Below are 18327 nucleotides of genomic sequence, written 5' to 3'. Positions count from 1 at the left end.
ACCTTGATTAGTCACCCCAGCCATCCTTCCCGAGCACTATCAGACCAGTTCAGCAGCTTGTTCCTTGCCGCGATGCTCAAAAGTGGCACGAGTCAGGTCGGACACCGGTCACGACCGGGTAACGCATGTCCCACGTCACTGTGACGTGCACAGGGGTGTGGGGCCGCACCGGACGGTGCGGCCCCCACGGATCGGGTGTTCTCCAGGTGTTCTAGGCGTCCGTCTTCTCCGGGCCACGCTGCTCCGGTTCGCCGGCGTCCGGAGCCGCTCCGGCGTCACCGGTGGCCGGGACGCGCACCGGTGCCACCAGGTTCAGCACCCAGTACAGGACGAAGGCGCTGACCAGTCCGACCACCCAGCCGTAGTCGGCCAGCGGTGCCAGCGGCGGGATCAGGCCGTCCTCGGGGAACGGGCCCAGCTTCGCGCCGGTCGCCGCGTCCACACCCGAGTGGGAACCGCCGACGGCCAGCAGGGTGCCGGTGCCGAACGCGACCAGCGCCCGCCAGTTCCAGCCGCCGCCGTACCAGTACTCCGACCCGCGCCGGTACAGGCCTGGCAGGTCCAGCCGGGTCCGGCGCACCACCCAGTAGTCGGCGAGCAGGATGCCCGCCACCGTGCCCAGGACACCGCCGACGGTGCCCAGCCAGGTGAAGATGTAGACGCTCTCGTTCTCCAGCAGCTTCCAGGGGAAGATCAGCACCCCCAGGAAGCAGGTGATGATCGCCCCGGTGCGGAAGTCGATCAGGCGCGGCGCCAGGTTGGCCAGGTCGTAGGCGGGCCCCACCAGGTTGGCGGCGACGTTGGTGGAGATCGTCGCCAAGAGCACGACGAAGATCGCGAACAGCAGTCCCAGGCCGCTGCCCATCTGCGCGACGATGTCGATCGGGTTCCACAGCGGTTCGTCGTAGACGGCGGCGGTGCCCGCCGTCACCATGACGGCCAGCAGCGAGAACAGGGTCATCGTGGTGGGCAGGCCCAGGGACTGGCCCACCGTCTGGGCGCGCTGGGAGCTGGAGAAGCGGGTGAAGTCGCTGATGTTCAGGGTCAGCGTGGACCAGAAACCGATGACGCCCATGAGCGAGGGGAAGAACAGCGCCCAGAACGACGGACTCCAGTCGAGTCCCTCGGGGGCGGCGGCGAGCATGACGCCCACGCCGCCGGCCTCCACGGCCATCCACACCAGCAGGGCCGCACCGCCGACGATCATCAGCGGGGCCGCCCACACCTGTACCTTGCGGACGCCCTCCATGCCCCACAGGATGATGAGCACCTGCACCACCCAGAACACGGCGAAGGACAGCCACAGGGTCCACGGGTTGCCGCCGACCTCGGCGGCGCCGAGCCAGCCCTCGCCGAACATCCGCCCGGCGAGCACGTACACGCCCTGGCCGCCCACCCAGGTCTGGATGCCGAACCAGCCGCAGGCGACCGCGCCGCGCAGCAGCGCCGGGAGGTTGGCGCCGCGCAGGCCGAAGGAGGCGCGGGCGAACACCGGGAACGGGATGCCGTACTTGGCGCCCGCGTGGCCGGTCAGCACCATCGGCGCCAGCACGATGACGTTGCCCAGGACCACGCAGAGGATCGCCTGGCGCCAGTCCATGCCCGCGGCGATCAGGCCGCTGGCCAGGGTCCAGGCGGGGATGCTCACCGACATGCTCACCCACAGGGCGGTGAAGCTCCCGGTGCCCCAGGTGCGCCGGGACATCGGCACCGGCTGGAGGTCCTCGTTGACGTAGGGGCTCTCGGGCATGGACGCGCCCTCGGCCAGGGAGACGCGCCCGTCGGGGTGGGTGACGGCGCTCGGTTCCGGGGTGGGTGGGGCTTGGGTCACGGGGCACCTGCTCTTCGGGGATACGGGGGATCAGGGGGTGGGCTCGGCGTCGGGCCCACGGGTGACGGGGCTTCGTCGGAACGCTGGAGAACTCCGGACCCGTTTCGGGCCGTCGGATATCCTCGCACGTCACCGAGGGTGCGAGGACGGCTCGTAGCGGCTGTCGCCGTGCCCGCCCCGGCAGTGTGCGCGCCCCGTGTGACTTCCGTGTTCCGGGTGGGGCATCGGTCGGTGAAGTCCCCTCGGGCCGCCCGGGGCGCGGGCCCCGGGCGACCGCGTTCAGGACCGTCGGGACACGGCGGGGACCACGTCGCGCCCGTAGACGTCGATGACCCCGTCCACGTCGTCGTGCATCGCGTAGACCGCGAACTGGTCCACGCCCATCGCGCGCAGCCGCTCCAGCTTGGCCACGTGCTCCTTCACCGGCCCCAGCAGGCAGAACCGGTCCACCACGCTGTCGGGGACGAACGCGGTGTCGGGGTTGTCGGCCCGGCCGTGGTGGCTGTAGTCGTAGCCCTGCCGGGCCTCGATGTAGTCGGTCAGCTCCTGGGGGACCGCGTCCGAGTGCCCGTACCGCGCCACCAGGTCGGCGACGTGGTTGCCCACCATCCCGCCGAACCAGCGGCACTGCTCGCGGGCGTGCGCCAGACCCTCCGCCGACCCGTCGGTGACGTAGGCCGGGGCGGCCACGCACACGGTGATCTCCGCCGGGTCGCGGCCCGCGTCGACGGCGGCCTTGCGCACCGCCTTGACCATCCACTCGGTCAGGTACGGGTCGGCCAACTGGAGGATGAACCCGTCGGCCTGCCGCCCCACCAGCTCCAGGGCCTTGGGCCCGTAGGCGCCCATCCAGATCGGCAGCGCACCGTCGCGCACCCACGGGATGCGGAAGGTCGCCCCGTCCACGTCCGCCTCCCGGCCCTCGGCCAGGTCCTTGATCGCGGTCATGGCCTTGGAGAGCCGGGCCAGGGTGGCGGGGCTGCGCCCGGCGACGCGCATCGCCGAGTCGCCTCGGCCGATCCCGCACACCGTCCGGTTGCCGAACATGTCGTTCAGGGTCGCGAACAGGGAGGCGGTCACCTCCCAGGTACGGGTGCCCGGGTTGGTGACCATCGGGCCCACGACGAGGTTCTCCGTGCGCTCCAGGACGCGGCTGTAGATGACGAACGGTTCCTGCCACAACACCACCGAGTCGAAGGTCCACCCGTGGGTGAACCCGAGCCGGTCGGCCCGAGCCATCCGCTCCACCAGCAGATCGGCGGGCGGGTCGGTCTGGAGGACGAGTCCGATGTCCATGTGCTCTCCTCGCGGGTCAGATCAGGTACTGGCAGGTGCCACGGGTCAGGTAGCGGCCGTCCCCGGCCGTGCCGAGGTACGCGCCGCCGTCGACGATGACCCGGCCGCGCGACAGGACGGTGCGGGCCCGGCCCGTCACCCGCCTGCCCTCGTAGGCGGAGTAGTCCACGTTCATGTGGTGGGTCTCGGCGGACATGACGTGCTCGGCGTTCGGGTCGTAGACGACGATGTCGGCGTCGGCGCCCGGCGCGATGGTGCCCTTGCGCGGGTAGAGCCCGAACATGCGCGCCGGGGTGGCGCAGGCCAGCTCGATCCACCGGCGGCGGCCGATGTGCCCGTCCAGCACCGCCTGGTGCAGCAGGTCCATCCGGTTCTCCACCCCGGGCATGCCGTTGGGGATCTTGGAGAAGTCGCCCCGGCCCAGTTCCTTCTGCCCGCTGAAGCAGAAGGGGCAGTGGTCGGTGGAGACCACGGACAGGTCGTTGGTGCGCAGCGCCCGCCACAGGAGTTCCTGGTGCTCCCGGGGCCGCAGCGGTGTCGAGCACACGTACTTGGCGCCCTCGAAGTCCGGCTCGGCGAGGTTGTCCACGGACAGGAACAGGTACTGCGGACAGGTCTCGCCGAACACGTTGAGCCCCAGGTCGCGGGCGCGCGCCAACTCGTCGACGGCCTCGCCCGCCGACACGTGCACCACGTACAGCGGCGCCCCGGCCACCCGGGCCAGCTGGATGGCGCGGTGGGTGGCCTCCGACTCCAGCAGGGCCTTGCGGACCTCCCCGTGGTAGCGGGGGTCGGTCTTCCCGGCCGCCAGCGCCTGTTCGACCAGCACGTCGATGGCGATCCCGTTCTCGGCGTGCATCATGGTCAGCGCGCCGTTGGCGGCGCCGCGCTGCATGGCCCGCAGGATCTGTCCGTCGTCGCTGTAGAACACGCCCGGGTAGGCCATGAACAGCTTGAACGAGGTGATGCCCTCGTCCACGAGCACGTCCATCTCCTTCAGGGACGACTCGTTGACGTCGGACAGGATCGCGTGGAACCCGTAGTCGATCGCGCAGTTGCCCTCGGCCTTGGCCATCCAGGCGTCCACCCCGGCGCGCACCGGCCGCCCGGGGGTCTGCACCGCGAAGTCGATGATGGTGGTGGTGCCGCCCCAGGCGGCGGCCCGGGTCCCGGTCTCGAAGGTGTCGGAGGCGAAGGTGCCGCCGAACGGCAGCTCCATGTGGGTGTGCGCGTCGACCCCGCCGGGAATGACGTAGTGCCCGGTGGCGTCGATGACCTCGGCGTCGCTCCCGGCCCAGGTGTGGGCGGTGTCACCGCCCCTCAGGGCCAGCCCGACCACGGTCCCGTCCTCGATGAGGACGTCGGCCTCCAGCTCGTCGGCGGCGGTGATGACCAGTCCGCCGGTGATGAGGGTGCGTCCCATGGCCGTCCCCTAACCCTCGACCATGGGCCCGTAGGCGTCCGGGCGGCGGTCGCGGTAGAACGCCCACTGGGTGCGGACCTCGTCGATCAGGTCGAAGTCGAGGTCGCGTACGACCAGTTCCGCGGTGGTGTCCGAGGCCACGTCCCCCACGAACCGTCCGCGCGGGTCCACGAAGTAGCTCGTTCCGTAGAAGTCGTTGTCCCCGTACTCCTCGACGCCGACCCGGTTGATGGCGGCGATGAAGTACTCGTTGGCGACGGCGGAGGCCGGCTGCTCCAGCTTCCACAGGTAGCCGGACAGGCCCCGGCTGGTCGCCGACGGGTTGTACACCAGCTGCGCCCCGGCCAGGCCGAGCGCCCGCCATCCTTCCGGGAAGTGGCGGTCGTAGCAGATGTAGACGCCGACGCGGCCGACGGCGGTGTCGAAGACCGGCCAGCCCAGGTTGCCGGGGCGGAAGTAGTACTTCTCCCAGAACCCCTTGACCTGCGGGATGTGGTGCTTGCGGTACTTGCCGAGGTAGGTGCCGTCGGCGTCGATGACGGCGGCGGTGTTGTAGTAGAACCCGGGCTTCTCGATCTCGAACACCGGCAGGACCATCACCATGTTCAGTTCCCGGGCCAGGGCCTGGAAGCGGGTGACGGTGGGTCCGTCGGGGACGCTCTCGGCCCAGCGATAGTGCTCCGCCTCCTGCACCTGGCAGAAGTAGGGCGCGTTGAACACCTCCTGGAAGCCGATGATCTTCGCGCCCTGGGCTGCTGCGTCGCGCGCGTATTGCTCATGGGCGGCGATCATGGAATCGGTGTCGCCGGTCCACTCGGTCTGCACGAGTGCGGCGCGGACGATGTGCGGCATTGTTCCCCTCGTTCCCCCGGAGCCGTCGCGGCCGGCCCGGAAGCGGTCGGTGAGTCCGCGTATGCCCTGCTGGCACGTGGGTGGCGGCGGGGCGGTGCGCGATGAGAATCGCACCTTAGAGAGAGGGGAATGGCCGGTCAATGTCCGACATCCTTGCGAACGCGATTCCTTTGTGTTGCGCGATTTCACAAAACCACACAATGAGGGGCGATGTCCCTTTTTCGCGGCGTGAGGATATGGAGAAAGATCCAGGTTTGGAGGCCCCTCCGGGAGTGGATTTCATAGGTCCCTCCACACCCCGGTCGCCCGCCCGTGAGCCCGGACGTTCGGACGGTGCCGGCCGGGGCGCCTCGCCCTAGGGTGGGGGCATGGCACGTCTGCTCATCGTTCACCACACCGTCTCCCCGGCCACCTGGGAACTCCTGGAGGCGGTGCTCGCCGGGGCGCGCGACGACGAGATCGAGGGGGTCGAGATCGTCTCCCGGCCGGCGCTGGCCGCCTCCGTGTCCGACGCGCTCACCGCCGACGCCGTCGTCCTGGGCACCCCGGCCAACATCGGCTACATGTCGGGGGCCCTCAAGCACTGGTTCGACCTCGTTCACTACCCGGCCCTGTCCTCGGGGCGCACCGTGCCCTACGCCCTGTACGCGCACGGCAACGACGACACCACCGGCGCGGTCCGCGCCGTCGAGGCCATCACCAAGGGCATGGGATGGGTCCGCCACCGGCCGCCGGTCACCGTCGCGGGGGCGCCGACCGCCGCCGACCGGGACGCCTGCCGGGAACTGGGCGCCGTCATCGCGCTGGCGGCCCTGGGCATGTGAGAGCCCCGCCCCGCGCGACGCGGGACGGGGCTCGGGGAACGCGGGGACGTCCTACTGGACGGGCGCCACGATCGGGTCCTCCATGCCGAAGGTGGGGTCGTAGCGCACCTCGGTCACGGTGACCTCCCCCGTCACGGCGACCTGGCCGCTGGCCTGCTCGCCCGGCATGATGGTGACGGCGTCCAGCGGGTCGATGTCGGCGAGGATCGCCCAGTCGTTCACCACCGAACCGTCGTCCAGCACGTAGGTGAAGTAGAGCGGGTTGATGTCGAACGGCTCTTCCGAGTCGTTGACGAAGGTGACGTCCAGCGCGGTGTAGGTCTCGGTGTCGCCGAGGGTGCCGCCGACGGTGCCGGCCTGGGAGACGGTGATGCTCACACCGCTCCCGTCCACCGGGGCCTCTTCGGTCTCCTCAGCGGCGGGGCTCTCGTCGTCGCCGGTGTCCTGGCTCGCCTCGCCGGAGGGCGAGACCGTCGCGGTGTCGTCGCCCCCGCCGGCCATCAGCGCGATCACGCCGAAGATGAGCAGCACCACCAGGATCAGACCCAGGCAGCCGCCCACGCCGAGGCCGACCTTGGCCCCGGTCGACATGCCCTTCTTCGGCGGCTGCGAACCCGGAACGCTGTACGGGTCCCCATAGGGGTCGCCGTAGGGAGGCTGTCCTCCGGGCGGACCGCCGTACGGGGGTTGCCCGCCGTAGGGGGGCTGTCCACCGCTGGGGTCGCCGTAGGGGGGCTGTCCACCGCTGGGACCGCCGTACGAGGGCTGGCCGCCGGTGGGACCGCCGTAGGAGGGCTGTCCTCCGGGCGGACCGTACGGCGGCTGGCCGCCGGTCGGCCCGCCGTAGGGGGGCTGGGGGCCGGACGGGTTATCGGGGTAGGACATCGTGAGTGCTCCGGTCTCGAATGCGAGGCGGCGAAAGGGTCAGGTGCCGCGAGAGGTGCGTCGTGTGCCTCGGACGGAACACGCGCGGCCGTGAAGGGACACTATCCGACGGCGATGACGCGGCGATGGCCGCCGTGATCGTCGCGGAACCTCCACGCACACTCGGATGACGACCGGCGCCCGGAGGTTCGCACAAGAGCCGGGGACTTCGTTCCGGAAGCCGTGATCGGAGAGCGACGCCCTTGGTACGTTGCGCCTATGCGCACGGACTACCACCCCACTCCGACGGAGGTCGTCGCCTCCTGGATCCCGCACGATGCCCGGTGGCACGAGGCGGCCCGGGCGTCGGCCGCCGTCGGTACCGACGAACTGCGCCGCTACGTCATCGGGCTCGTCCACGAACACCGGGACCGGGACCGGGGGCTCACCGACGAGTACGACCTGCGCTCGATCGGCGCGGTCGTGGAGGACCTGGGGGTGGGCGGTCTGGCCGCCGTCGAATGGGGCAAGGTCCGCGACGCGCTGCTGCTGCCCCTGACCAAACGGGTCTAGTCGTCCTCGGGAGGGTGACACTCCAGACATTCGGGCCCGCAGGGGTAGTTGGTCATCGCCATCGACCGGCAGCGCACGCACATCCGGCGTCTGCCGTCCGGTGGGTCGTGCCGCCACCGGTGGTGTCCCGCACGGCAGATCCCCGAGGGTTTCATCGCGGTGTCATCGCGGGCTGCGCTCATGCCCGCACCGTAGCGGAACCGGGACCCGCCCGGAAGGCGTTCGGGGGAGGGCGGTGCCGGGTGGTCAGGCGCCGGTACTACCGTGTGTCGTGGAACGCGCCGCCGACCTGGGCGGACGTGAGCGGGCGAAGGGGGAGGCGGCGTGGTCGACTGGCTGACCATGACCATTCAGGTGGCGTCCCTGGCGATGGCCGGGTGGTGCCTGATCTCGACCTTCCGCGACCGGCCCATGCTCGTGCCGCACCTGATCGGCATGGGGGTCCTGTGGCTGCTGGTGCTCGGCCAGGCCGTGGCCACCGTCGTCGCCATGGTCGGCGGAGAGCGTCCCGAGGAGACGGCCATGTTCGTCTCCTACCTGGCCACCGTCGTCCTGCTCCCGCCCGCCTGCGCCGTGTGGGGGTTCATGGAGCGCAGTAAGTGGGGGCCGGCCGTCATCGCGTTCGCCTGCCTGATCCTGCCCGTCCTGTTCGTCCGCCTCGAACAGCTGTGGAGCCCCGTTGTCTGACACCGCCCCGGACGCCGTGACCGCCGCGACCCTGCGCACCGGCCCCGGTCGGCTCCTGGTCGCCGTGTACGGCGTGTTCGCCCTCGCCGCCACCGCACGCGGCGTCTACCAGTTGGCCACGAAGTTCGAGGAGGCGCCGGTCGCCTACCTGCTCTCGGTGCTGGCCGGTGTCATCTACCTCGTCGCCGCCGTCGGGCTGGCACGCGCCGGGCGGACCTCGCGGCGGGTCGCCCTGGTCTCCTGCCTCATCGAGATGGTCGGCGTCCTCGTCGTCGGCGCCGCGAGCCTGGCGTTGCCCGAGGTCTTCCCCGACGACACCGTCTGGTCCGGGTTCGGCAGCGGCTACTTCTTCATCCCGCTGGTCCTGCCGGTCGTCGGGTTGTGGTGGATCCTGCGGATCCACCGTCTCGACCGTGATTGATCCCGCCTGCGCCGTGACCCGGACGTGATCCGGCCTATACCCTTGGCCCCATGTCAGAGCCCCTTCCTCTGCCGGTGGCCGTCTCGGCCGACTGGCTCAGCGCGAACCTCGACCGGGTCGTCGTGGTCGACTCCCGGTGGTATCTCGACGGTCGGTCCGGCCACGACGCGTACCTGGCCGGGCACCTTCCCGGAGCGGTGTTCGCCGACGTGGACACCGACCTCGCCGCCCCCGCGAGTCCCGAGGGCGGGCGCCATCCCCTGCCCGCCGCCGCGGACTTCGCCCGGACCCTGGGCCGCCTGGGCATCGGCGACCACTCCCGGGTGATCGTCTACGACGACGCCGGCGGCTCCATAGCCGCCCGGCTCGTGTGGATGCTCCGCGTCCTGGGCACCCCCGCCGCCTTCCTCGACGGCGGCCTCCAGACCTGGTCCGGTGACCTGGAGAAGGGGGAGCACACCCCCGGGCCCGTGCACCGCACCCCCCAGCACTGGCCCGCCGACCGGGTCGTGCACACCGACACCGTCCTGGCGACCTCCCGCGAACCGGGTCAGCTCGTCCTCGACGCCCGCGCCCACGGCCGTTACACCGGTGAGCACCCCGCTCCCGTCGACGCCCGCCCCGGCCACATCCCCGGCGCACGCAGCGCCGAGTGGACCGGCAACCTCGGACCCGACGGGCTCCTGGCCGCACCCGAGACGCTGCGTGAGCGCTTCGCCGCCCTGGGCGCCGAGGACTCCGTCACCATCACCGTCTACTGCGGTTCCGGGGTCACCGCCTGCCACGACCTGCTCGCCCTGGAGCATGCGGGTCACCGCGGCGCCCGCCTCTACCCGGGCTCGTGGAGCCTGTGGGGAGGCGACGACTCCCTCCCCGTGGAGACGGGGGTCCCCGCCGGCCGCTGACATCGCCGACAACGGGGGAGGGCCGCCCGCGCCGCAGTGCGCCGGCGGCCCTCTTACGAGCCGAAATAGGATGTAAAGGGAACCAACCCCCCTTATAGGGCGTCCAAAAGGTCAGTGGCCTCCCCCACGCGAAACGAGGAACCTTGCCCATCGAAGTCCTGCTCCTGGTGATCGTCGCCGTGACGGTGGCGGTCGTGGCCGTCGTCTACGCGGTTCGCGCCGCGAAGCGGAGCACCCCGCCCCCGCCCCGGCCCGCCCCCCACGACCCCTTCGCGAACACCGGTGACAGCACCGCCGGCGACCCCCGCGCCATCAAGGCCGGCGACATGATCGACTGGGGCACCGAGCGCACCTGGATCCGCGGCACCCTGCGCCTGTCCGAGGGCGGCTATGACTGGGCCGAGCACTTCCTGGAGGTCGAGGGCGGCAAACGCTGGCTCTCGGTCGAGGAGGACCCCGACGTCGAACTCGCCCTGTGGTCCGGCCGCCCCGACCTGGACCTGACCCCCCACGGCAAGAAGATCGAACTCGAAGGCGTCGTCTACCGGCTGGAGGAGAAGGGCAGCGGCTCCTACCGCTCCGAGGGCACCACGGGCCTCAAGCCCCAGGGCGGGTTCGACTACGCCGACTACGAGTCCGACGACGGCCTGCTGTTGGCCTTCGAACGGTTCGACCACGGCTCGTGGGAGGTCAGCACCGGCACCAAGGTGGCGCCCGGCACCTTCACCATCTACCCCGGGAGCTGATCCGGCACATGCGAGTCGGCATCAGCGCACCCTTCGTCGACACCCGGGCGGCCGACCTGGTGTGGGCACTCGGGCACCCCCTGATCGACCCACTGGCCGTCCGCGCCCTGCGGTCGGGGCCGGTCGGGATCGAACTCCGGGTGCTCGGCGCCTCCCACCAGGTGGTCGTCGCGTCGGCGTACGGGGAGCTGGTGGAGACGGTGGCCTGTCTGCCCGGAGTGGACGGGGGCCTGCCCGGCAGCGCCGAACGCGCGCACGGCGTCGGCCGCTACCGATTCGACTCGCTCGTGGAGACCCTCACCCGCACCGAACTCACCCACAGGGTCGACCGCCTCCACCGTGAGGTGGCGGACGACCCCGGCGGTCTCCTCGTCGCCTTCCCCGGTGACCCGTTGGCCGTGACCGCGCTCCACCTGAGCTCCGATGGAGCGCGCGACGGCGGGGGCCCGCTCCGCTGGCGCACCTGGCACGTCTACCCCCAGAGCGGAGAACTCGTGACCACCGACACCACCCTGTCCGCCCACGTCCGCGGAGAGACCCCATGAGTCACCAGTACGGCAACGCGGAACCGCAGGACAACCGCAACACCATCATCACCCTCTTCGTGGTGATCGGTGGTGTCGTCCTGCTGCTCATCCTGCTGAGCGCCTGCGACAACAGCAGGAACAACAGCGCCCACTGCCCCGACGACGATCACGTGTCCGACCCCTACTATGACGACGACGATTGCCGGTCCTCGTCGGGGTCCTCCTCCGGAGGCGGGGGGTTCTTCTTCTTCGGCGGCAGCGGCTCCAGCGGTTCCAGCGGCTACAACAGCGGCGGCAGCGGCTCCAGCGGCGGCGGCAGCGACTTCCGCGGCGGCGGCACCGGCTTCGGCAAGTGACCCACCGGACCTCCATCCCCTACCGAGACCTGGACTATGAACGAGATCCTTTTCAACAGCCTCGCGGCCCTCGCCTACGCGGGTGTGGGCGTGGCCATCCTCCTCGTGGGCTACCTGCTCATCGACCTGCTCACCCCGGGCAAGCTGCACAAGCTCATCTGGGAGGAGCGCAACCCCAACGCCGTGCTCCTGGTGTCGGCCAACACGCTGGGCGCGGCCGTCATCGTCACGACGGCGATCCTCTCCAGTGACTCGGAGATCGGCCTGGGCGCCGGCCTGCTGTCCACCGCCGTGTACGGGCTGATCGGTCTGGCGGTGATGGCCGTGTCGTTCCTGCTGATCGACCTCGTCATCCCCGCGAAGATCGCCCACATGATCAGCAACCCCGAACCCCACCCGGCGACCTGGGTGAGCGCCTCCGCCCACCTGGCGATCGCCGCGGTCGTCGCCGCCGCCCTCACCTGACCCGCGGCGCGGAGACGCACGGCACAGAAAGCAGTACCCCATCGTGATCGAGTCCCCGGCCCCGAGGCGGCCCCGACTTCCGGTGCCGCCCCGGGTGGCCCGAATCCTCGTGCTGGCCGCGGTGTTCCTGTGCGCCGCCTGCGGCCTGGTGTACGAACTGGCCCTGGTCGCGATCGGCAGCTACCTCCTCGGTGACACCATCACCCAGGCCTCCGTGGTCCTGTCGGTGATGGTGTTCGCCATGGGCGTGGGATCGCTGCTGTCCAAGCGTTTCCAGGGCAGCGCGGCACTGTCGTTCGCGGTCATCGAAGGACTGTTGTCGCTGGTCGGCGGTTTGTCGGTGCTGCTGTTGTACGGGGCGTTCGCCTGGTTCTCGGCCTATCAGCCGGCCCTGGTGCTGTTGGCGTTCGTCATCGGTGTGCTCATCGGCATGGAGATCCCCCTGCTGATGACGCTCATCCAGCGGATCCGCAGGCAGGAGGCGTCCGAGGCGGTCGCCGACCTCTTCGCCGCCGACTACGTGGGCGGCCTCGTCGGAGGTCTGGCCTTCCCGTTCCTGCTGCTGCCGCTCCTGGGCCTGCCCAAGGGCGCGCTGGCGGTGGGCGCCCTCAACGCGGTGGTGGGCATCGCCGTGGTCCTGTGGTTGTTCCGCGCCGAGCTGTCCCGGCGCGCGTACGTCGGCCTCGGGGTGGGGCTGGCCGCGATCCTCGCCGTGCTCGGCCTGGCCTACCTGTACGCGGACCGGTTCGAGGTCGACGCCCGACAGGCCATGTACCGCGACCCGATCGTGCACGCCGAACGCACCGAGTACCAGGAGATCGTGCTCACCCGGTCGATCGACGGCCGGGACGTACGGTTGTTCCTCAACGGCGACCTCCAGTTCTCCACCCTGGACGAGTACCGCTACCACGAGTCGCTCGTGCACCCGGCGATGGCCGGTCCCCACGAGGACGTCCTGGTGCTGGGCGGCGGCGACGGCCTGGCCCTGCGAGAGGTCCTCGCCTACGAGGACGTGGACTCGGTGACCCTGGTGGACCTGGACCCGGCGGTGATCGAGCTGGCCTCCACGGAACCGGTCATCACCGAACTCAACGAGGGCTCCTTCGAGGATCCCCGGGTGGAGGTGGTCAACACCGACGCCTTCCAGTGGCTGCGCGACAACGGCGACGACTTCGACGTGATCGTCGCCGATCTGCCCGACGGCCAGGACGTGGGCCCGTCGAAGCTGTACTCGGTGGAGTTCTACGCCCTGGCCCGGCACGCCCTGGCCGATGACGGGCGCATGGTGGTGCAGGCCGGGTCGCCGTTCTTCGCCCCGGACGCCTACTGGAGCGTGGGCCGGTCCCTGGACGAGGCGGGGTTGCCCGCCACCCCCTACAACGTGGACGTGCCGTCGTTCGGGAACTGGGGTTTCTACCTGGCGACCTCGCACACCGCCCCGGACCTGCGGATCTCCGAGGACGCGCCGACACTGCGCTTCCTGGACGAGGCCCTGCTGGCGGCGGCCCAGGTGTTCCCGAGGGACCGCAGGGAGGGCGAGGACGTGCGGGCGTCCACGCTCATGCACCCGCGCGTCATCGCCTACCACCAGAACGCCTGGCGCGGTTACTGAGCCGTTCCCCTTCGGGGCTCCGCTCCGGCCCCGGCCCGGAACACGGGAACCGGGTCGGAGGAGACGCGGTGGCCGCCGCGTCGACGTCCGCGCCCTCGAAGGGCGGTCGTCGGCCGACGCGCTCCTTCCTCGAAGGCGTCTCCTGCCCAGGTCTCCGGAACCCCGTGGGCGCCCGCCCCGGACGGACGGCGCCCCGACCCGGGTGACCCGGGCCGGGGCGGGCCGACACCGCGCAGCCTTCGTTGTAGGGCCGGTGGGCGGCCGCGCGGTGGATCGGGGAGGGGCCCACGGGAGAGGTCCCGTGGTCGGCTCCATCCTGGCCCACACCGGCTGAGCGGGGCCCTCGCCGCGCCGCGCGGGACGATCCCCTTTACCCCGTCCTACCAACCTTTTTCCGACACGCCGCACGAACCATCACATAACGTCAGCTGTCGAAGCCCAGGCCCATCGCGTCCAGGCTCCGCAGCCACAGGTTGCGCCGCCCGCCGTTGCGGTCCGCGGCGGCCGTGGCCCGCAACGTCAGTTCGATGCCGAGCGAGCGCACCGGTTCGGGCGGGAACGGCAGCGGCTTCTCCCGCACCATCCGCAACCGGGTCCGTTCGGTGTCCAGCCCGTCCAGGCGGTCGAGCATCACCTGGGCGCCGAACCGCGTCGCCCCCACGCCCAACCCCGTGTACCCGGCGGCGTAGGCCAGCCGGCCGCCGTACCCGGTGCCGAAGAACCCCGAGAACCGGCTGCACGTGTCGATCACCCCGCCCCACGTGTGGGTGAACCGCACCCCCTCCAACTGCGGGAACGTCGTGAAGAAGTGCTCGGCGAGCCGCTGGAACGTCTCCGGCCGCTGGTCGTACTCCGGCCGGACCTTCCCGCCGTAGTGGTGGACGACGTCGTACCCGCCCCACAGGATCCTGTTGTCGGCGGTCAACCGGTAGTAGTGGAAGAGGTTCGCCGCGTCCCCCACCCCCTGACGGCCCTCCCACCCCAGCGACGCCATCCGCTCCTCGCTCAGCGGTTCGGTCATCAGCGCGTAGTCGTACACCGGTGCCAGGTAGTGCTTGAGCCGCCGCAGCGGCCCCGGGAACGCCCCGGTGCCCCAGGCGACCTTGGGCGCGTGCAGGGCCCCGCCCCGCGTCTCCAGACGCAGCCCGGTCGGGGTGGACCCGATCGCCCGTACGGGCGTGTTCTCGAAGATCCGCACCCCCGATCGCAGACAGGCCGCCCGCAGTCCCCAGGTCAGCTTGGCCGGGTGAACCATCGCCACCCCGTCCCGCTCGTACAGCGCCCCCAGGTAGGTGGGGGAGGCGATCTCCGCGCGGGTCCGCTCGCCGTCCCACACCTCCGCCGTACCGCCCAGGGCGTTCATCGCCTTGGCGGACGCGTCGAACCCGTCGGCCTGCCACGGCGCGGTGGCCACGAGCAGCTCACCGGTGCGCTCGAACTCGCAGTCGATCCCGTACCGCTCCACGGTCTCCCCGATGGCGTCCAGGTTGGCGCGCCCCTGGCGTTCGAGTTCGGCGATCTCCTCCGGCCAGCGCTCGGCGCCGTTGTCGTACCCGTGGGTGAGGCTGGCGGCGCAGAACCCGCCGTTGCGCCCGGAGGCCGCCCACCCGGCGGTGCGCGCCTCCACCAGGACGACCTCCCGGTCCGGGTCGCGCTCCTTGGCGATGAGCGCCGTCCACAGTCCGCTGAACCCGCCGCCGACCACGGCCAGGTCGGCGAACACGTCGCCGACCAGGGTCGGCGCGGGCTCGGGCACGTCGTGACCGGGTACGTCGGGATCGAGCCAGAAGACCCGGGGGAGGGCGCCCTCCAGCGCTCGGGAGGCCCCTGCGGTGACCGCGTCGGCCATGGGTATCACACACTTCCGTCGGTGATGGGAACGATTCCTGATCCTGATACGTGCCGGGGCACCGACCCGGGCGACGCGCGCCCCGCCGGTGCCCCGGAGCGGGCCCTCAGGCCCGGCGTCGGGCCGCGACGATGTTGACCACGGCCATGATGAGTCCGACCGCGAACAACAGCGTGCCCATGACGTTGACCTGCGGAGGGATTCCGACGCGCGTGGCGCCCCAGATCCACAGGGGGAACGTGGTCACGTCGCCGCTGACGAACGAGGTGATGATGTAGTCGTCGATAGACAGGGCGAACGCCAGCAGCCCGCCCGCCATGATGGCGGGGAACAGCATCGGGAACGTCACCAGCCGGAACGTGGTCCACGACCCGGCGCCCAGGTCCCGGGCGGCCTCCTCCAGGCTCGGGTCCAGGGTGATGACCCGGGCCCGCACCGTGATGGCGACGAACGACACACAGAACATCACGTGTGCGATGACCGTCGTCCAGTAGCCGGTGGTCACGTTCATCATGAGGAACGTCGACAACAGGGCGGCGCCCAGCACCACCTCGGGAGCGCTGATGGCCGCGAACATCACCAGGTTGGTGAGCTGCTTGCCGCGGAAGTCGTACCGGCCCAGGGCCAGACCCAGCAGGGTCCCCAGCGCCCCGGCGACGAACATCGTCAACAGCGCGATGGTCACCGAGTTGTACATCGCCTCGTTGAGGTCGCGGTAGGCGAACGCGTCGGCGTACCACCGCAGGGTGAACCCCTGCCAGGTGATGTTGTGCCGCCCGGCCGGGTCGTTGAAGCTGAACACGATCATGAACGCGATCGGCGCGAACAGCCAGGCCAGAACGGCCCACGTGTACCAGCGTCCCCAGTCGGTCCGGCGTCGGATCCGGGGTGTGGACCGCTTCCGTTCGACGGGGCGGTCGGTGGTCTCGAACGTGGCGCTCACGACGTGTGCACCTCCATGACCCGTTCGGTGCCCAGTGCCCGGGCGTAACTGAAGATGCCGATGAGGAGCAGCCCCATGAGCACGAAGGTGATCGACGCGGCGATGGGGTAGTTGTTGTTGACCAGGTACTGGGTCCGGATGACGTTGCCGATCATCGTGTTGTCGGTGCCGCCCAGCACGGCCGCGTTGACGTAGTCCGCGCTGGTCGGGATGAACGTCATCAGCACGCCCGCGAACACGCCGGGCAGCGACACGGGCAGGATCACGTGGAAGAACGCCCGGAACCGATTCGCGTAGAGGTCGTGGGAGGCCTCCACCAGGTGGGGGTCCATCCGCTCCAGCACCGCGTAGATCGGCAGCACCATGAACGGCAGGAAGTTGTAGGCCAGCCCCAGGATCACCGCGGGAGCGGTGTTGAGCACCGCGAACCCCTCCGGGAGCAGTCCCAGGTCCTTGAGCGGACCCAGCGCCACGCCGTTGTCGGACAGGAAGAACCGCCAGGAGATCGTGCGCAGCACGAACGACACGAAGAACGGCAGCAGGAGCAGCAGCAGGTACGTGGTCTTGTAGGCGCCGCCCTTGAAGGCGATCCAGTAGGCCATCGGGTAGCCCAGGGCGATGCACACCAGGGTGGCGCACCCGCCGTAGAACAGGGAGCGCAGGATCTGCTCCCAGTAGGTCCCGATGGCGTTGACGTAGTTGCCCACCTCGAAGGTCTGCTGGAAGCCGGTGATCACGTTGCCCGTGGTCAACGACAGCGACAGCATCCCACCGATGGGGATCACGAAGAACAACGCCAACCAGGTCCACGCCGGCAGCACCAGGACGTAGGGCGTCAGCTTGCGGTTTCTCATGGGAAGACTCGGGATCGTCCGGCGTCAGCTCTGCGTGACGGCCTGGAACAGGGACGAGAAGCCGTCCTGCTCCTCGGTCGGCAGGACCACGAAGTTGTGCAGGTTCTGGTAGTCGCCCTCGGAGGGGAACACCAACGGGCTCTCGGCCATCTCGCGCAGCGCGTCGGCGCGTTCGCCGTCCTCGGCCGCGGCCCACTCCAGCATGACCTCCTGGGCGTGCGGGACCGGCGAGATGTAGGCGATGTACTCCGTCAGGCCGGTGGCGATCTCCGGCTCGTACAGGAAGTTCATCAGCTCGATCGCGTCCACCGGGGCCTGCGTGGTGTAGGGGATCATGAGGTTGTCGGTCCACAGGGTGGCGCCCTCCTCGGGGATGACGAACTTCAGGTTCGTCCCCTCCTCGGAGTTCTGCTGGTAGATGTCACCGGACCAGGCCATGGTGATCCACAGGTCGCCGTTGGTGAGCGGCTGGATGAAGTCCTGGTCGTAGTAGGCGCGCACCACTCCGGAGTCGCGCTGTTCGCGGAGCTTGTCGGCGGCGGCCTCCCAGTCCTCCGGGGTGGAGTCCGCCGGGATGACGCCGTTGGCGAGCAAACCGAAGTTGGCGATCTCCTGCGGGTCGGAGAACATGCCGACCTTGCCCTCGAAGGCGGGGTCCCACAGGTCCTGCACGCTGGTGATCTCCCGGTCGATGAACTCCGGGTTGTAGGCGATGCCGGTGATGCCCGAGGCGTAGGGGACCGTGTACTTGTTGCCCGGGTCGAAGGTGCTGTTCCTGTAGATCTCCCCCGCGTACTCCGTGAAGTTGGGCAGCCGGGCGTGGTCGAGCTGGACCAGGTAGCCCAGTTCGATGAGCTTGGCCAGCTCGAACCCGTTGGGCAGCACGATGAGGTCGTAGCCGAGGTCGTCCTCGTTGGCCAGTTTGGGCTGGATCTGGCCGAAGAAGGACGCCGCCTCCTGCACGTCCTCCTTGTACTCCACCTCGATGCCGGTGGCCTCGGTGAACTGCTGGATCTGGGTGCGCTCCGAGTCCATGTACAGGGGCCAGTTCGCCCAGCGCAGGTTCCCGGTGCGCTCCTTGCCCTCCCAGAAGTTCGCGTCGGCGGCGGGGTCGCGCTGCTGGCCGCCGACCCCGCAGGCGGACAGGGCGAGGGCCGCCGCGGCAGCCCCGCCGGCCTGGAGGGTGCGACGGCGGGTCAGCCCCGGGAGTTCCAGCGGGCTGCGGCGTGCCCTGGTGAGACCGCGAAGGAGTGCGGGGTCGAGACCGGTGCGCGAGCGGTTGTGCATGTCGTCGTTCCT

General features: G+C 70.3%; 20 protein-coding genes. 10 read left to right on the top strand and 10 right to left on the bottom strand.

All coding sequences use genetic code 11. From position 1 onward, the window contains the following. Positions 1-211 precede the first annotated feature (211 nt). The 4 genes from RM479_RS20470 to RM479_RS20455 all read right to left on the bottom strand — a co-directional run bounded on the left by RM479_RS20470 (position 212) and on the right by RM479_RS20455 (position 5402). A complete protein-coding gene (locus RM479_RS20470) occupies positions 212-1831 on the bottom strand; it encodes an NCS1 family nucleobase:cation symporter-1 (RefSeq protein ID WP_311513389.1) in 1620 nt (539 codons plus the stop codon). Between the two features lie 279 nt (positions 1832-2110). Further along, positions 2111-3127 (bottom strand): TIGR03842 family LLM class F420-dependent oxidoreductase, encoded by a 1017-nt coding sequence (locus tag RM479_RS20465; protein WP_274812118.1) that lies wholly within the window; start codon positions 3125-3127, stop codon positions 2111-2113. Between the two features lie 16 nt (positions 3128-3143). Continuing rightward, positions 3144-4550: a dihydropyrimidinase gene (gene hydA / locus RM479_RS20460; protein WP_311513388.1), complete on the bottom strand. Its 1407-nt coding sequence runs from the start codon at positions 4548-4550 to the stop codon at positions 3144-3146. Positions 4551-4559: 9 nt separating this feature from the next. Then, positions 4560-5402 carry a nitrilase-related carbon-nitrogen hydrolase gene (locus tag RM479_RS20455; RefSeq protein WP_311513387.1) on the bottom strand — a complete coding sequence of 281 codons (843 nt, stop codon included), beginning with the start codon at positions 5400-5402 and terminating at the stop codon, positions 4560-4562. Positions 5403-5770: 368 nt separating this feature from the next. On the opposite strand from RM479_RS20455, the gene RM479_RS20450 reads away from it, so the two are divergent. Then, positions 5771-6226, top strand: coding sequence for a flavodoxin family protein (locus RM479_RS20450; protein WP_311513386.1), 456 nt, complete (start codon positions 5771-5773; stop codon positions 6224-6226). A 51-nt stretch (positions 6227-6277) separates the two neighbouring features. On the opposite strand, the gene RM479_RS20445 is transcribed toward RM479_RS20450, so the two are convergent. After that, positions 6278-7111, bottom strand: coding sequence for a hypothetical protein (locus tag RM479_RS20445; protein WP_311513384.1), 834 nt, complete (start codon positions 7109-7111; stop codon positions 6278-6280). Positions 7112-7369: 258 nt separating this feature from the next. On the opposite strand from RM479_RS20445, the gene RM479_RS20440 reads away from it, so the two are divergent. Continuing rightward, positions 7370-7663 (top strand): hypothetical protein, encoded by a 294-nt coding sequence (locus tag RM479_RS20440; RefSeq protein WP_311513382.1) that lies wholly within the window; start codon positions 7370-7372, stop codon positions 7661-7663. Here RM479_RS20440 and RM479_RS20435 read toward each other — a convergent pair. Continuing rightward, complete coding sequence (locus RM479_RS20435) at positions 7660-7845, bottom strand: hypothetical protein (RefSeq protein ID WP_311513380.1); 186 nt, start codon at positions 7843-7845, stop codon at positions 7660-7662. The two genes, RM479_RS20440 and RM479_RS20435, sit on opposite strands and share 4 nt — an antisense overlap. A 142-nt stretch (positions 7846-7987) precedes the next feature. Between RM479_RS20435 and RM479_RS20430 the strand changes: the two genes are divergently transcribed. The 8 genes from RM479_RS20430 (at position 7988) to RM479_RS20395 (ending at position 13382) form a co-directional block, all read left to right on the top strand. Next, on the top strand, positions 7988-8350 hold the full coding sequence (locus RM479_RS20430; protein WP_311513378.1) for a hypothetical protein: 363 nt from the start codon (positions 7988-7990) through the stop codon (positions 8348-8350). After that, on the top strand, positions 8343-8771 hold the full coding sequence (locus RM479_RS20425) for a hypothetical protein (RefSeq protein WP_311513376.1): 429 nt from the start codon (positions 8343-8345) through the stop codon (positions 8769-8771). Before RM479_RS20430 ends, RM479_RS20425 begins: the two co-directional genes overlap by 8 nt. A gap of 50 nt (positions 8772-8821) precedes the next feature. After that, the gene (locus tag RM479_RS20420) at positions 8822-9676 is read left to right on the top strand and encodes a sulfurtransferase (protein WP_311513374.1); all 855 of its coding nucleotides are present in this window, start codon (positions 8822-8824) and stop codon (positions 9674-9676) included. Positions 9677-9819: 143 nt separating this feature from the next. Next, positions 9820-10422, top strand: coding sequence for a DUF4178 domain-containing protein (locus tag RM479_RS20415; RefSeq protein ID WP_274812128.1), 603 nt, complete (start codon positions 9820-9822; stop codon positions 10420-10422). Positions 10423-10430: 8 nt separating this feature from the next. After that, positions 10431-10967 (top strand): DUF2617 family protein, encoded by a 537-nt coding sequence (locus RM479_RS20410; protein ID WP_311513371.1) that lies wholly within the window; start codon positions 10431-10433, stop codon positions 10965-10967. Then, complete coding sequence (locus RM479_RS20405; protein WP_311513369.1) at positions 10964-11305, top strand: hypothetical protein; 342 nt, start codon at positions 10964-10966, stop codon at positions 11303-11305. Before RM479_RS20410 ends, RM479_RS20405 begins: the two co-directional genes overlap by 4 nt. Positions 11306-11341: 36 nt before the next feature. Further along, a complete protein-coding gene (locus tag RM479_RS20400) occupies positions 11342-11770 on the top strand; it encodes a DUF350 domain-containing protein (protein ID WP_311513368.1) in 429 nt (142 codons plus the stop codon). A 43-nt stretch (positions 11771-11813) separates the two neighbouring features. Next, the gene (locus RM479_RS20395) at positions 11814-13382 is read left to right on the top strand and encodes a polyamine aminopropyltransferase (RefSeq protein ID WP_311513366.1); all 1569 of its coding nucleotides are present in this window, start codon (positions 11814-11816) and stop codon (positions 13380-13382) included. Between the two features lie 424 nt (positions 13383-13806). Here the strand turns inward: RM479_RS20395 and RM479_RS20390 are convergent, their stop codons facing one another. The 4 genes from RM479_RS20390 to RM479_RS20375 all read right to left on the bottom strand — a co-directional run bounded on the left by RM479_RS20390 (position 13807) and on the right by RM479_RS20375 (position 18315). After that, positions 13807-15231 (bottom strand): NAD(P)/FAD-dependent oxidoreductase, encoded by a 1425-nt coding sequence (locus RM479_RS20390; RefSeq protein ID WP_311513364.1) that lies wholly within the window; start codon positions 15229-15231, stop codon positions 13807-13809. 106 nt (positions 15232-15337) lie between these two features. After that, positions 15338-16174, bottom strand: coding sequence for an ABC transporter permease (locus RM479_RS20385; protein WP_397222702.1), 837 nt, complete (start codon positions 16172-16174; stop codon positions 15338-15340). Beyond that, positions 16171-17028: an ABC transporter permease gene (locus RM479_RS20380; protein WP_274812135.1), complete on the bottom strand. Its 858-nt coding sequence runs from the start codon at positions 17026-17028 to the stop codon at positions 16171-16173. Before RM479_RS20380 ends, RM479_RS20385 begins: the two co-directional genes overlap by 4 nt. 24 nt (positions 17029-17052) lie before the next feature. Next, on the bottom strand, positions 17053-18315 hold the full coding sequence (locus RM479_RS20375) for an ABC transporter substrate-binding protein (protein WP_311513362.1): 1263 nt from the start codon (positions 18313-18315) through the stop codon (positions 17053-17055). Between the last annotated feature and the right edge of the window lie 12 nt (positions 18316-18327).

Source organism: Nocardiopsis lambiniae (assembly GCF_031845465.1).
GTDB classification, from domain to species: domain Bacteria; phylum Actinomycetota; class Actinomycetes; order Streptosporangiales; family Streptosporangiaceae; genus Nocardiopsis; species Nocardiopsis lambiniae.
The sequence above is the reverse complement of the archived record's forward strand: the minus strand, read 5'-3'. Positions and strand labels throughout refer to the sequence as shown.